This window comes from Pelagibacterium montanilacus (genome assembly GCF_003992665.1).
Lineage (GTDB): Bacteria > Pseudomonadota > Alphaproteobacteria > Rhizobiales > Devosiaceae > Pelagibacterium > Pelagibacterium montanilacus.
Window position 1 is genome coordinate 1 of the sequence record NZ_RZMX01000047.1, and the last position, 13,144, is coordinate 13,144.

At 65.4% G+C, this 13,144-nt stretch carries 13 protein-coding genes and 1 other annotated feature; of the genes, 3 read left to right on the forward strand and 10 right to left on the reverse strand.

The window, feature by feature from the left end:
• Nucleotides 1-1,397: SulP family inorganic anion transporter (locus EO136_RS13210; RefSeq protein ID WP_164730594.1), on the reverse strand; the 1,397-nt coding region annotated here is incomplete at its 3' end.
• Nucleotides 1,398-1,462: 65 nt separating this feature from the next.
• Nucleotides 1,463-1,519, reverse strand: a sequence feature (sul1 is cis-regulatory element that is thought to sense ions involved in sulfur or methionine metabolism; They are found in Alphaproteobacteria).
• Between the two features lie 121 nt (nt 1,520-1,640).
• On the opposite strand from EO136_RS13210, the gene EO136_RS13215 reads away from it, so the two are divergent.
• From EO136_RS13215 to EO136_RS13225, 3 genes are all read left to right on the forward strand, one after another.
• Complete coding sequence (locus EO136_RS13215) at nt 1,641-1,919, forward strand: metal-sensing transcriptional repressor (RefSeq protein WP_127144881.1); 279 nt, start codon at nt 1,641-1,643, stop codon at nt 1,917-1,919.
• An 8-nt stretch (nt 1,920-1,927) separates the two neighbouring features.
• A complete protein-coding gene (locus tag EO136_RS13220; RefSeq protein WP_127144882.1) occupies nt 1,928-3,244 on the forward strand; it encodes an MFS transporter in 1,317 nt (438 codons plus the stop codon).
• A gap of 82 nt (nt 3,245-3,326) precedes the next feature.
• Nucleotides 3,327-3,983: a polyamine aminopropyltransferase gene (locus EO136_RS13225; protein ID WP_127144883.1), complete on the forward strand. Its 657-nt coding sequence runs from the start codon at nt 3,327-3,329 to the stop codon at nt 3,981-3,983.
• Nucleotides 3,984-4,012: 29 nt separating this feature from the next.
• On the opposite strand, the gene EO136_RS13230 is transcribed toward EO136_RS13225, so the two are convergent.
• From EO136_RS13230 to EO136_RS13270, 9 genes are all read right to left on the reverse strand, one after another.
• Entirely contained in the window at nt 4,013-5,029 is a 1,017-nt protein-coding gene (locus EO136_RS13230) for an SIS domain-containing protein (RefSeq protein WP_127144884.1), read from the reverse strand.
• A complete protein-coding gene (locus EO136_RS13235) occupies nt 5,026-6,006 on the reverse strand; it encodes an eIF2B alpha/beta/delta subunit family protein (RefSeq protein WP_127144885.1) in 981 nt (326 codons plus the stop codon). The genes EO136_RS13230 and EO136_RS13235 overlap by 4 nt, the downstream gene beginning before the upstream one ends.
• Nucleotides 5,999-6,949: a carbohydrate kinase family protein gene (locus EO136_RS13240; RefSeq protein WP_127144886.1), complete on the reverse strand. Its 951-nt coding sequence runs from the start codon at nt 6,947-6,949 to the stop codon at nt 5,999-6,001. The genes EO136_RS13235 and EO136_RS13240 overlap by 8 nt, the downstream gene beginning before the upstream one ends.
• 5 nt (nt 6,950-6,954) lie before the next feature.
• Entirely contained in the window at nt 6,955-7,938 is a 984-nt protein-coding gene (locus tag EO136_RS13245; protein ID WP_127144887.1) for an ABC transporter permease, read from the reverse strand.
• Nucleotides 7,935-8,915 (reverse strand): ABC transporter permease, encoded by a 981-nt coding sequence (locus EO136_RS13250; RefSeq protein WP_164730595.1) that lies wholly within the window; start codon nt 8,913-8,915, stop codon nt 7,935-7,937. Before EO136_RS13250 ends, EO136_RS13245 begins: the two co-directional genes overlap by 4 nt.
• A gap of 74 nt (nt 8,916-8,989) precedes the next feature.
• Nucleotides 8,990-9,976 carry an autoinducer 2 ABC transporter substrate-binding protein gene (locus tag EO136_RS13255; protein WP_164730596.1) on the reverse strand — a complete coding sequence of 329 codons (987 nt, stop codon included), beginning with the start codon at nt 9,974-9,976 and terminating at the stop codon, nt 8,990-8,992.
• A gap of 56 nt (nt 9,977-10,032) precedes the next feature.
• Nucleotides 10,033-10,785 (reverse strand): ATP-binding cassette domain-containing protein, encoded by a 753-nt coding sequence (locus EO136_RS13260; RefSeq protein WP_127144890.1) that lies wholly within the window; start codon nt 10,783-10,785, stop codon nt 10,033-10,035.
• Nucleotides 10,786-10,820: 35 nt separating this feature from the next.
• On the reverse strand, nt 10,821-12,011 hold the full coding sequence (locus EO136_RS13265; protein WP_127144891.1) for a carbohydrate kinase family protein: 1,191 nt from the start codon (nt 12,009-12,011) through the stop codon (nt 10,821-10,823).
• A 251-nt stretch (nt 12,012-12,262) separates the two neighbouring features.
• Nucleotides 12,263-12,931: a YiaD family glycine zipper/OmpA-like lipoprotein gene (locus EO136_RS13270; protein WP_127144892.1), complete on the reverse strand. Its 669-nt coding sequence runs from the start codon at nt 12,929-12,931 to the stop codon at nt 12,263-12,265.
• Nucleotides 12,932-13,144 lie beyond the last annotated feature (213 nt).

The following is a 13,144-nucleotide window of genomic DNA, read 5'->3' on the forward strand; positions in this document are numbered from 1 at the left end:
AGAATTTCCACTTGCGCACCTTCGCGGCGGAACTTGAGGATGATCATGTCGAGCGCCTGCACGCTGGAGATATCCCAGATATGGGCGCGGCTGACGTCGATTGTAACGGTGTCGAGCACTTCCTTGAAGTCGAAGGCGTTGGTGAACTCCTCGGCGGAAGCGAAGAATATCTGCCCTTCGACGCGATAGGTCCGGTGCTGGCCATCGTCTGAGAGAACCGAGGTGATCCTGAAGATCTGCGAGATCTTCCAGGCAAAAAAGACCCCCGAGAGCATGACGCCAGCCAGAACCCCGATGGCGAGGTTGTGGGTGTAGACCACGGTGACCACCGTCGCGAGCATCACGATCGAAGAGCTTTTGGGGTGGGATGTGAGGTTCTTGATCGAACTCCAGGAGAAGGTGCCGATTGAAACCATGATCATGATAGCGACCAGCGCTGCCATGGGTATCTGGGTCACGAGGTCCCCGAGCACCAGCACCATGAAAAGCAGATAAATTCCCGCAAGCAGGCTCGAGAGCCGCCCACGACCGCCGGATTTGACGTTGATGATCGACTGTCCGATCATCGCGCAGCCGGCCATGCCGCCGATAAAGCCGGTTGCGGTATTGGCGATGCCCTGGCCGATGCACTCCTGGTTCTTGTCGGACTTGGTGTCGGTCAGATCGTCCACGATCTGGGCCGTCATCAGCGACTCGAGCAGGCCCACCACCGCAACCGCTGCCGCATAGGGCAGGATGATCATCAGCGTCTCGAAGGTCAGCGGGATCTGCGGGATCAGGAACATGGGCAGCGTGTCGGGCAGCGCACCCATGTCGCCCACCGTGCGCAGATCCATGCCCAGCGCCATGGCCAGCGCGGTCAGAACCACGATGCAGACCAGCGGCGAGGGAATGGCCTTGGTGACGTAGGGGAAGAGGTAGATGATCGCGAGGCCGGCGGCGACCATCACATAGGTCAGCATCGACACATTGGTCAGCTCTGGCAACTGGGCCATGAAGATCAGGATGGCCAGCGCGTTCACAAAGCCCGTCATCACCGAACGGGACACGAACCGCATCACCATGCCGAGCTTGAGAAACCCGGCGGCGATCTGGAGAACGCCCGCCATAACCGTGGTGGCCAGCAGATACTCGAGCCCGTGATCGCGCACCAGCGTGACCATGAGAACCGCCGTTGCAGCGGTCGCCGCCGAGATCATGCCCGGGCGGCCGCCCACGAAGGCGATCAATACGGCAATGGAAAACGAAGCGTAGAGCCCGACACGCGGGTCGACGCCGGCAATGATGGAAAAAGCGATCGCTTCGGGAATGAGGGCCAGCGCCACGACGAGGCCGGAGATGGCATCGCCGCGGATATTGCCAAACCACTCGCGCTTGTACGCGGTGAGAGATGTCATGATTTTTATGGTTCCAACAGGCAGGAGGACGGCGCTGTTTGAGCGCGGTGCTGTGTTCTGTGTGCTGGTTGCCGAGGGATAGGCGCCCGGAGAAGCCACCCGGCGTTTCCGCCAAGTCCAATTTACGCCACAGTCTTTGCCTGCAGAATTCCCGGCGCGCAAGTCATACTTGCCATGCACCAGGCTCATGGCAGGTAAATATTACATCTTTCCTTATCCTCCCCCGGGGGATATGAATGCGCCATGAGCACATCGACACCCCACCAGTCCCACCCTGCCATCGTCAAACGCCTCAAGCGGGCCGGCGGGCATCTCAACTCGGTCGTGCAGATGATCGAAGAGGGCCGGTCGTGCCTTGAGATCGCCCAGCAACTGCACGCGGTGGAAAAGGCCATCGGGCAGGCCAAGAAGACATTGATCCACGATCACCTCGACCACTGCCTCGTCGATGCCACAGAGGGGCTCGATCCGGCACACCGAGACGAGATCGAACAATTCCGTTCCATCGCCAAATACCTTTGAGGCCGACCATGTTCGCCATTCTGGCCAATCGCACCTATCGGCACCTCTTTGGCGCCCAGATCGTCGCCCTGATCGGCACCGGCCTTGCCACGGTCGCTCTCGGGCTTCTGGCCTTCGCACTTGCCGGCGAGAACGCGGGTATCGTTCTGGGCACTGCCCTTGCGATCAAGATGATCGCCAACGTGGCCATAGCGCCGGTCGCCGCGGCGTTCGCGGAGCGCGTGCCCCGCAGGGCCATGCTGGTGACCCTGGACGTGGTGCGTGCCGGCGTCGCGGTCTTTCTGCCTTTCGTGACCGAGATCTGGCAGGTCTATGTCCTGATCTTCGTTCTGCAATCGGCATCGGCGAGCTTCACGCCCACCTTCCAGGCCACGATTCCCGATATTCTTCCCGACGAGCGCGAGTACACCCGCGCGCTCTCGCTCTCCCGGCTGGCCTATGACCTCGAGAGCGTGGTGAGCCCGCTTCTGGCTGCGGCGCTCCTGACCGTCATCACCTTCAACAGCCTGTTTGCCGGAACCGCGCTCGGCTTTCTGGCCTCCGCGCTCCTCGTGCTCTCGGTGCGCCTGCCCAGCCCCCGCCCCTCCGAGCCGCGCGGCATTTATGACCGCACCACCAGAGGCATCCGCATCTACCTCAAGACCCCGCGTCTGCGCGGGCTGCTGGCGATCAACCTCGCGGCAGCCGCAGCCGGAGCCATGGTGATCGTCAATACCGTGGTGCTGGTGCAGGGGCGCTTTGGCCTTGGCCAGCAGGATACGGCCCTGGCGCTGACTGCGTTCGGCGCGGGATCGATGCTCGCGGCCTTCGCGCTCCCATCGCTGCTCGACCGCTTCCCCGAGCGGCCGGTGATGCTCTGGGCGGCCACCATTGCGGCCACGCTGATGGCGGCGGGCGCGCTCATGCCCGACTTCCCTGCCCTCCTTGCCCTCTGGCTCGCGGTGGGCGCAGCCTATTCGGCGGCGCTGACGCCCTCGGGACGGCTTTTGCGCCGCTCCGCGCACCCCGAAGACCGGCCGGCGGTGTTTGCCGCGCAGTTCGCGCTCTCCCATGCGTGCTGGCTCGTGACCTACCCACTGGTCGGCTGGCTGGGCGCGAGCGCGGGGCTTGGCGCAGCCTTTTTCGTCATGGCGCTGGTTGGGGCCCTGGGCGTGGCCACAGCGCTGCGGGTCTGGCCGCGCGAGGATCCGGAAGTGCTCGCCCACACCCATGACGACCTCGACCCCGACCACCCCCATATTGCCGGAGCGCGCGCCACGGCCCACGGGCATCGCCACAGCCATGCCTATGTGATCGATGCCCATCACGTGTCATGGCCCGCGTGATCTTCAGCCGATCGCAGGCTGACAAGCGCTGGCCGACCCGTTAAGCGGAAGCCTGACAGATGCCCTTGATACGAGAAGCACAATGCTGGCCTGGAACGAACTGGACCGCGCCCGCGTCCCCGAGGGGGATGAATTGCGGCTCATGCAAAGGGGCGAGGAATTCTCGATCTTCGCCGGCGCGATCGAACTGATGAACAGCCGCCGGGGTCGGTCCGAGGAGCAGTTGGCGATCCTCGCGGCGGATCGGATTGAAAAAATCCAGCCAGCCCGGATCCTGATCGGCGGGCTCGGCATGGGATTTACACTGCGCGCGGCGCTAGGCCATTTTCCGCCACGCTCGGAGGTCATCGTCGCTGAACTGGTGCCGGAGGTGATCGCCTGGGCACGTGGGCCGCTGGCGGGCGTGCATGGGGAGAGCCTCGATGCGCCGGGCGTTTCGCTCCGGCAGGCAGACGTCGCCAACGAGATCGGGCAGAGCGGGCCGTTCGACGCGATCCTGCTCGATGTCGACAACGGTCCCGACGGGCTCTCCCGGCAGGCCAATGACCGGCTCTACGACGCGAAAGGCCTGGCCGCAGCCCGCGCCGCGCTGACGCCGGGCGGGGTTCTCGCCATATGGTCGGCTGCGCCTGACCGGGCTTTCGTCAAACGCCTCGACCAGGCCAGGCTCGCCGTCGAGGAAGTCCGCGTCCGGGCCGGCGGCGCCCGCCATATCGTCTGGCTGGCCAGCAGGCGGTAAACGCCGAGCGGGCCACGGGCCGGCCCCGCTCAGTTTGCCATGGCGGCCGATTGGGCCTCGAGATGCGCGGGGCCGTTCGCCCGCCCGGCACGCGGCTCTTCGAGTTCGAGCCCGAGCGCGCCGAACACCTTAAAGCACAGGTGCTGGACCCGGAACGTCATGTCGAACAGCCCGCCATAAGCGCTTTCCGGCGTGCCGGTCACCAGCGTTTCGGGCGCGATGACCGAGGTGGCGCACAGGGGTGCAAAGGCGCGGGCAATTTCCTGGCCGCGCTTGTGCCCGGCGGGCGTGGAGGCTAGCACGAAAAGCGCGTCATCGGGCTCGAGCATGAAATTCATCCCGTGGATGAAATTCTCGGTTTCCTCGGCCATCGCCGTCAGCCCGCCCGCTTCGTGGAACTTGGCGGCGGCGAACTTCGCGGAGCCCAGATCGGCCCCGGCGCCGAGGAAAATCGCCTTGCCATCGGCCTTCCAGGTCCGGGCGGCGGGCGCGACAGCCGCTTCGGCGACCCGGAGCATGTCGGGCAGTTGCGCGGCCACGTCGCAGAACCCGGCGCCCTCGCGCCCCGAAAGGGCCCGCGCCACTTCGGCCAGCGCAACGAGGGTGACGCCATAATCGAGCGTATGGGGCGTCTTGCGGGAGATGGGGGTATAGGGCAGCACGATGGTCTGGTCGGAAGTCTGGGCGAGCGCGCTTTCCCCCTTGCAGGTGACGGAAATCACCCGCGCGCCCGTCTCGCGCGCGACCCGGGCAGCCTCGACCGTGCGCCTCGTGCCCCCCGATATCGAGGAGAGGACCACAGTGTCACCGGCAGAGAGGGGTGTGAAACACGCGATCTCCATCGCCGTGCGCACGTCCACCTCAAGGCCGAGCGCCCTCGACACATCGGCCAAAGCGAGCGGCGCGAAGGCGGAATCCCCGCAGCCCCCAGCAAAGACACGGCCCTGGGCAGCGCCGATGGCGGCACAGGCCGCGGCCAGTGTGTTCTGGAGGTCAGGCAGCACCACCGCCTGGGCGGTGATTTCCCGTTCCATGGTGCTGGTCATGCGGGCTCTCCCTTGTCCATATCAAACATCTCGCGCCCCAGCGCCCAGATCGCCGCCGGGGGAACCGGGCCGTGCTCGGTCAGGATCGAGGTGACGAGATTGGCCGGGATCACCTCGAGTTCGGGGGCCCGGGTGGTGACGGTCTCGATGCCCGGCATATCGATGCCAGTCTTGAGGACCCCATCATAGGTCCGAATGGCAGGGGATGGCCGGTGCCCGCCATAGCTGCGGCGATCGAGCTTGAGCATGTCTGTGGCGCCGTATATCTCCACGCCCATCGGACCGGCCAGCCGGGCGATCATGCGGCTGCCGATGGTGTTGAGAAAGCTGCCGTCCGCGCGCAGGGTCTCGATCCCGAACAGCGCCGCGTCGCAGGCCTGCATGCCATGCTCGATGGCAGCATCGGGGATGAAGGACACCGAAAGCCCCGCGGGCAGGAAATCCTCGAGATAGCGCGCGCCCCCGGCGATGGCCCTGCTTTCGGGCACGACGAGTTCAAAGGCCTGGCCGTCTTTGGCCATGGCGATGACGATGGCGGCCACCGTGCTCGAATAGTCGAAGGCGAGGATGCCGCGCGCGCCCGAAAGATGGCTGACGGCGGACGCCACAAGGCGCTGCTTGCGTTCGGCAGCGCTGGCGTCCCAGCGGGCGATCCTCTCGCGCAACTCCCGGGCCTGCTCGGCCGCGGGGACCGCATCGAGCCCGGCGAGCAGCAATTGGAGATTGTTGCCGATCACCGGGGTGTCGTGTCCGCGGGTCCGGGCGATGAACCCGGCGACCAGACGGGCGCGCTCGACCCCGTCCTCATGGGTTTCGATCAGGTGCGCCATCAACTCGTTGGAGAGCTTGACGTGCCGGCTTGCGCCAAGGACGCCCTCGTCCACGATCTGCCAGAGATAGTGCATCGTCGTATCGTCGGGTGCCGCAAGCCCCAGCTCCTGCAATTCGGCGGCGTGCTCATGGCGGCGTTCAGGCATGGTATTCTCCGGCAGCTCGGGCGGGTGCGGCCACCCTTGGACGGTTTCTGGCGATGAAGGCCTCGACGGCCTCGCGCCCGGGCATGGCGGTCTGTGACCCCACTTCGAGCGTGGTCAGCGCGGCAGCGGCGTTGGCGAAGGTCATCGCGTCGACCGGGTCGAGGCCCGTCTTCCGCCCCACGAGATAGGCCGCGGCAAAGCAATCTCCCGCCCCGGTGGTGTCCACCGACGGCACGGCAAAGCCCGGTGCGTCCTCGATGCGCCCGTCGTGATGGCGCCGCGCGCCCTCGGCCCCCAGCGTCACGATGATTTCCCCGTTCGCGCGCAGATGACCTGTGCCCAGCGGTTCGCCCAGCGCCTGCCCCGCGCTTCTGTAGGCTTCACGGTTGAGAAACAGCGTATCGACCTGTTCGAGCACGCCCCGCAGCGCACTGGGTGCGCGGATGATGTCGGGCGGCTCGAGATCGAGCGAGGTGGACATGCCGTTCGCCGTGGCCATGGCGAGCGCCTTGTGGGCCAGCGTGGGGCGTCCGAAGGTCGTGTGCAGATGTCCCACATCGGCAAAGGCGGCGTCGGAAAGGTCCTCGGGCTCGGGCAGATAGGCCCCGGTCTCAAGCTTGATCAGCGATTTCTCGCCCGAAGGCGATAGCAGGACCACGCACATGAAGGTCTTGGCGTCCTCGCGGTGGACGAGGTGATCGCAATCCACGCCCTCGCGCTCGATGGCCCCGACCGCGAACCGGCCCGCGTCATCCCCGCCGACCGCCGCGAGCAGGCGGCTCGAGAGCCCCAGCCGCGCAACGGCAACCGCTGAATTGGCCGACATGCCGCCGGGCATCAGCCCGTGGTCCTGGCCGCTGACCTTCTGGTCGAAGCCGGGCACGGAGGACACGGAGATGAACATGTCGACGTCGAGGTCGCCGATACACAGAACGTCGATCATCGCGCTCAGGCCTTAAACGAGAGGAGTTTACGCCAGTCCCGGACCTGGGACACCGAGGCGATGAGCAGCACGCCGATCACCCCGAGCTGCCAGGCGGCCGAAATGTTGGCCAGTTGCAGCCCGATCTGGAGCGTGGTGATGATCAGGATGGCAAGGATCGTGCCCGGAATGCCGCCTGTGCCCCCGAAGATGTAGGTTCCGCCCAACACCGCGATGGTGACGGCGAGAAGCTCCATGCCGTCCCCGGCATCGGGGCGGGCCGCAAGGAACCAGGAGAGCGCGATGACGCTGCCGAGCGCCGAGAGGATACCGGAAAGGACATAGAGCCCGACCCTGATCCTGACCACCGGCAGGCCAGTGAGGTGGGCGGCGCGATCGTCATTGCCGCACGCCACGATGTGCCGGCCCACCGTCGTGCGGGTGAGCATGACGTGAAGCACGATGGCCACGGGCACGAGCACGAAGAGTACCGAATTGGGCATCCCGAGGGTGCGCCCCTGCCCCAGCCAGGCGAACTCGGGCGGGAACCCGCCGATGGGACGCCCGCCCGTGGTCGCGATCGCCAGCCCGCCAAAGGCGAACATGGTCGCGAGCGTCGCCATAAGCGAGGGAATGCGCAGCACATTGACGAGCACGCCGTTGACCAGACCCAGGAGGGCGCCGAACACGATGCCCGCGCCGCAGGCGAGCCAGATATCGACCCCGATGGAAAAGAGCGCACCCACGGCCACCCCGACCAGCGAGACGATCGAGCCGACCGAGAGATCGATCCCCGGTCCTCCAGCGAGAATGACGAGGGTCTGGCCCAGCCCGAGCAACCCCAGAATGGGCAGGTATTGCAGGATGAAGGGCACGGTGCTCGCCTGCAGGAAATAGGGCGAGAGCAGGCTCATGATGACGATCGCGAGGATCCAGAGCCCCAGGAGCACGAAGACGCGCATCCGCAAGGGGTCGCTGGCGCGAAACTGGCGAGGTTCTGGCGTACTCATATTGCCCTCGGATTGTTGCGGTTGCGGACCGCATCCACGGTCAGGACCACGATCAGCAGCGAGCCGATGATGACGGTTTCCCACAGCGAGGAGACCCCCGTGAGCACCAGACCGTTCTGCATGATGCGGATGAACACCACGCCCAGCAGCGTGCCCAGGAGGCTGCCGACGCCGCCCCTGATGTTGGTGCCGCCCAGAATGGTCGCGGCGATGGCTTCGAGCGCGATGGTGGTGCCGATGTTGATCTCGACATTGCGCATGCGTGCTACATAGAGCAGCGCGGCGAGCCCTGCGAGAAAGCCCAGCATGGCGTAGGTCGCGATCTTGGTGCGGTCGACATTGATGCCCACCAGCCTGGCGGCCTGTTCGTCGCAGCCGATGGCGTAGATGTGGTTGCCGAAGGCCAGCTTGCGCAGGATGATCCACATCAGCCCGTAGACGAAGAACAGCACGATCGCGGCGGCGGGCACGAACCCCACCCAGCCATTCACCAGCGGCGAGAGCGTGGCGGGCAGGCCCGCGATCCACGAGCCGCCGATGACGAGGAACATTACGGCAGAGAAGATGTACATCGAGCCCAGCGTCGCGATGATCGGGGGAACCTTGAGCTTGGTGGTGACGAACCCGTTCACCGCGCCGAGCGCGGTTCCGGCCATCAGCCCCAGCGGCGAGACGATATAGACCGGCAGGCCCGCCTGATAGGCCTTGCCGATGACGATGGCCGACACGGCCAGGATACCGCCCACGCTGACGTCGATCCCGCCCATGATGATCACGAGCGTCATCCCGGCGGAAACGATACCCAGCTCCAGGCCCGCCCGCATCGTCTGAACAAGATTGTTGACCGACAGGAAGTAGGGGGAAGCGAGGGTGAAATAGGCGCCGGCCACGAGGATCGCCGCGAGCAGCGCGAGTTCGCGCGAGCCGGTCGGCGATACAAATCGGAGCGCCGGCCGTGTATCTGCTTGTGTTGCCATCAAGGATCCTCGGGATTTGGGCCGGCTCGCCCGCATATGGGGGCGAGCCGGGATGTTTGAACGCGGCAGGACGATCAGAAGTCGAACTGCTCGATGTTCTCCTTGGTGAAGACCATCGGATCGCCGAGAAGGAGGATCTGCTCGTCCTCGAGCCAGCGGACATTGGCCTCGAGGCCCTCGACTTCAGGCTCGGCCTCGAAGGGCACGCCTTCGGCGACCTGCTTGGCGGCCCAGACGGTGAGGTAGCCCAGATCGGCGGGATTCCAGAGCACCGAATAGGTCATGGCGTCGGTCATGACGTAGTCCTTGACCGTGTTGGGCGAGCAAAAGCCCGTGGTCACGATCTGTCCCTGACGGCCGGCCGCTTCGACGGCCTGTCCGATGCCCGGGCAGGTGGTCGAGGCAATCCCGATGATGCCGTCGAGATCGGGGTTGCGGGTCATGGCATCGGTGGCGAACTGGAAGGCGCGCGCCGCGGTGCCGTCGGTGTGGTCGACCGAGACGATCTCGAGATCGGGATAGGTCGATTCCGCGCGCTCCTGGATCGCCGCGATCCAGGCATTGAGGCTCGCGATCGTCGGGGCGTCGGAGATGATCGCGATCTTCGCGTCCTCGCTGGTGCGCTCGACCATTTCGTCGAGGATCGTGTAGCCGAGATCCTGGTCCATGGCCTGGGCGACGTAGAACTGGCGCTCGCTGCCGGCCGCATCGGCGTCGGACGTGATCACGTTGACGCCGGCTTCGCGGGCACTGGCGATGGCGGGCCGGAGCGTTTCCACATCGACCGGCGAGACACCGACGACATCGACGCCCTGGCTTACGAAGCTCTCGAAGATGCGAAGCTGGTCGGCGGCGTTGGTGCTCGTGGGACCCTGCTGGATGTAGTCGACGTCGAACGCCTCGGCAGCGCGGTTGGCGCCTTCTTCCATGGCCACATAATAGGGGATGCCCTGGATCTGCGGCACGAAGGCCACGCGGGTCTGGTCCTGAGCCTGGATGGCGGTGCCGAACCCGGCGGCGACCAGCGCGATGGCACTGGCGGTAATTGTGATCTTGTTCATGAGTGTTCCCTTCTCCTTTTTGCGGATGGGTCGGGTCATCCGCGAACCCTGCGCCGTCACGATGCGGCGGCGCGCACCTCATGGGCTCCGGTAATCAGCCCGATGATTTCCTGGGGATCGGTCTTGGCGGTCTCGCGCACCGTGATGCAGCGCCCGTGGCGCATGACCGAGATACGGTCGGAGACCTCGAAGACGTCCTGAATGTTGTGCGAGATCAGGACCACCGATTTGCCCTGCTCGCGAAGCGCCTTGATGAACGAGAGCACCTTGCGCACTTCGGCGACCGCGAGAGCGGCGGTGGGCTCGTCCATGATGATGAGATTGGCGTCCATATTGAGCGCGCGTGCGATCGCGATGCCCTGGCGCTGGCCGCCCGACATCGATTCGACCCAGGAATCGATGCTGGGCACGTGGACGTCGAGCTCCTTGAGGAGCTTGCCGGTCTTGGCGCGCATGGACTGGCGGTCAAGAAACGGGATGCCGAGAAACGGCTTTTTGATCTCGCGGCCCAGAAAAATGTTGTCCACGACCGTCATCTTGCCGGCGAGCGCAAGCTCCTGGTAGATCGTTGCGATCCCGCTTTCCCAGGCCTCCTGGGGGGAGCGGAACTGCACCGTCTTGCCCATCATCTCGATGGTGCCCTCGTCGGGGGCATGGGCGCCCGACATGGTCTTGATCAGCGTGGACTTGCCCGCGCCGTTGTCGCCGACCAGCGCCATGACTTCGCCGTGCTCGACCGCGAAGTCGACCGTGTCGAGCGCGGTCAGTCCACCGAAGCGCTTAACGATACCGGTCATCTTGAACATCATGGTCAGATCCTCCTCGGGGCCTTGGGCGTGTGCATTCAGGACACCCGTTGCAAATGTGATGGCGAGAGCGCGGCGACGAGATCCTCGTGGGAGGCCGTCAACCCCTGCGCGCCTTCGACGGTTACGGTGAGACTGCCGGCCGCCGCGGCGTAGGATGCGGCCTCGTGCAGGCCTGCCCCGTTGAGCCAGTAGGCGAGAAAGACACCTGCGAAGGTGTCACCGGCCCCGGTCGCATCGACCGGCATCACGGGAAGGGCGGGCACCCGCAACGGCGCCGCGCCATCCCCGGGAAACACCACGGCCCCCTGGGCGCCGAGGGTGAGAACGAAGGTGCCCCGGCGCTCGAGCCTGGCGAGCCGGTCGGCCACCGCGCCGATCAGGTCACCGCCCGATTCCCGGATGTCGAAGACCTCGCGAACGATCAGGTCGTTGGCAAAGATCAGGTCGAGCTGCCCGAGCATCGAGACGAACCCGTCCTCGGTCCGGGCGCTGCGCGGCAGGCCCGCGGCATGGAGCGTCACTTTCCAGCCGGCGCTGCGGAAGCGCTCGATCGATCCGCGCATCTGGTCGAGGTGATAGCCCTCGATGTGCAGGCAGGAGGGACGTCCGACCGGGCCCATATCGTAATGGGCGGCCATGTCCATTTCCGAGAGCTCGAACGGCTCGTTGATGATCGTGCGGCTGCCATTGGGCTCGATGATGACGATACAGCGCGAAAGCCGGTTGTTGGCCGGCTGCCGGATGGGAATGGCGCGGACGGACTTCTGCTCGAGTTCGGCTATGGCCCAGTCGCTGTCCGGGTCATCCCCGAGCGCGGTGGCCAGTTCCACATCCAGCGCATGGGCTCCGCCCGCGCCGATGCCGGCAGCGGCCACCGCAACGTTGGCGGCCGGACCGCCGAGGGCCTTTTCGATGTGATTGGCCGTCGCGCGATCGTCACGATGGGGCAGCACGTCGATGCTGCACATGTAATCTACGCTCACATAGCCCACGACCACGAGGCGCGGCAGCGAGGAGCGGTCCTGCGCCATGGCCGGGGCATTGGCGCTCGAGAGCGAGCGGGCGATGGTGCTGCGGCGATAAGCGAGGCGACGCACGGCCTCGTCGATCTTCTGCTTGGTGGCTGGGCGCAGATTGGCGGTGCCGTTGAGATAGTTCGAGACCGTGCCCAGGGATACCCCTGCCGCATCGGCCACATCGGCAATCGTCGGTCGTTTCCGCGTCATCGAACCCACCACAATTGAAGCGCTTCAATTAATGCAGGCGGAACTTGGGTATTTCAACCGTGAAAATGCAGTTCAGACGAAGAATCTGTCATAATTTCTGGCGAGCGAATTGAAATTTTTTCAATTCAGCGCGGCTAAGACCATGGCCCCGACCATTCGGGCCGCTCGCCCAGCCACACCCCCGCACCATGAAAAAGGGCGCGTCCGGGAAGGACGCGCCCATTGAAGCAGCGGTGTTGACACCCGTGAGGTCAGGAGCGGATCGGGATGATCTGGATTTCGACGCGGCGGTTCTGGGAGCGTCCGTCCTCGGTGGCGTTCGAGGCGATGGGCTGGTTGGGCCCACGGCCTTCCACAAAGAAGCGGCGGGAATCGACGCCGTTCTGCGCGAGGTTGCGGGCAACGGCATTGGCCCGCTGCTGGGACAGCGTCATGTTGTAGCCCTGGCTGCCGGTGGAATCGGTATGGCCGATGATGTCGACAACGGTCTGGTTGTAGTTCTGGAGCACCAGCGCCACCGACCGCAGCACGCCCTGGAACTGGGGCTGGATGTCGGACTGGTTGACCCCGAAGGTGACGTTCGACGGCATGTTGAGCTGGATCTGGTCGCCCACGCGGGTAACAGAAACGCCGGTGCCCTGGAGCTGCGCGCGCAGCTCGGCTTCCTGCTGGTCCATGTAATTGCCCACAGCGCCGCCTGCGAGTGCGCCGATACCGGCGCCGATCAGGGCGCCGACGCGCGCGTCGCCGCCGGTCGCGGCACCAAGGATGGCACCGCCTACGGCACCGCCGCCCGCCCCGATCAGGGCGCCGCCCGCGGTGCGGGACAGCTGGGACTGGCCGGTGAAGGGATCAGTGGTCGTACAGCCTGCCAGCGCGAGCGCTGCGACAAACGGAATGGCCAGGGCCTTGGTTTTCATGATGGGTCTCGCCTCAACAGCAAAAGAACGGTTCCAAAATCGTATCCGAACCCAATGCGGCAGAAAAGTGTTGCCGCCCCCCCCGTATCGGGGGAGACCCCATTTTTCTCCCGCGACGCTGCAAGAGGGCCACGCAGCCTCAATCCTGTGATAAATTTCTCGCGTCCACCTGAGCGGATGGACTTTGCGTTAGGGCGGGAACACCCATGACGA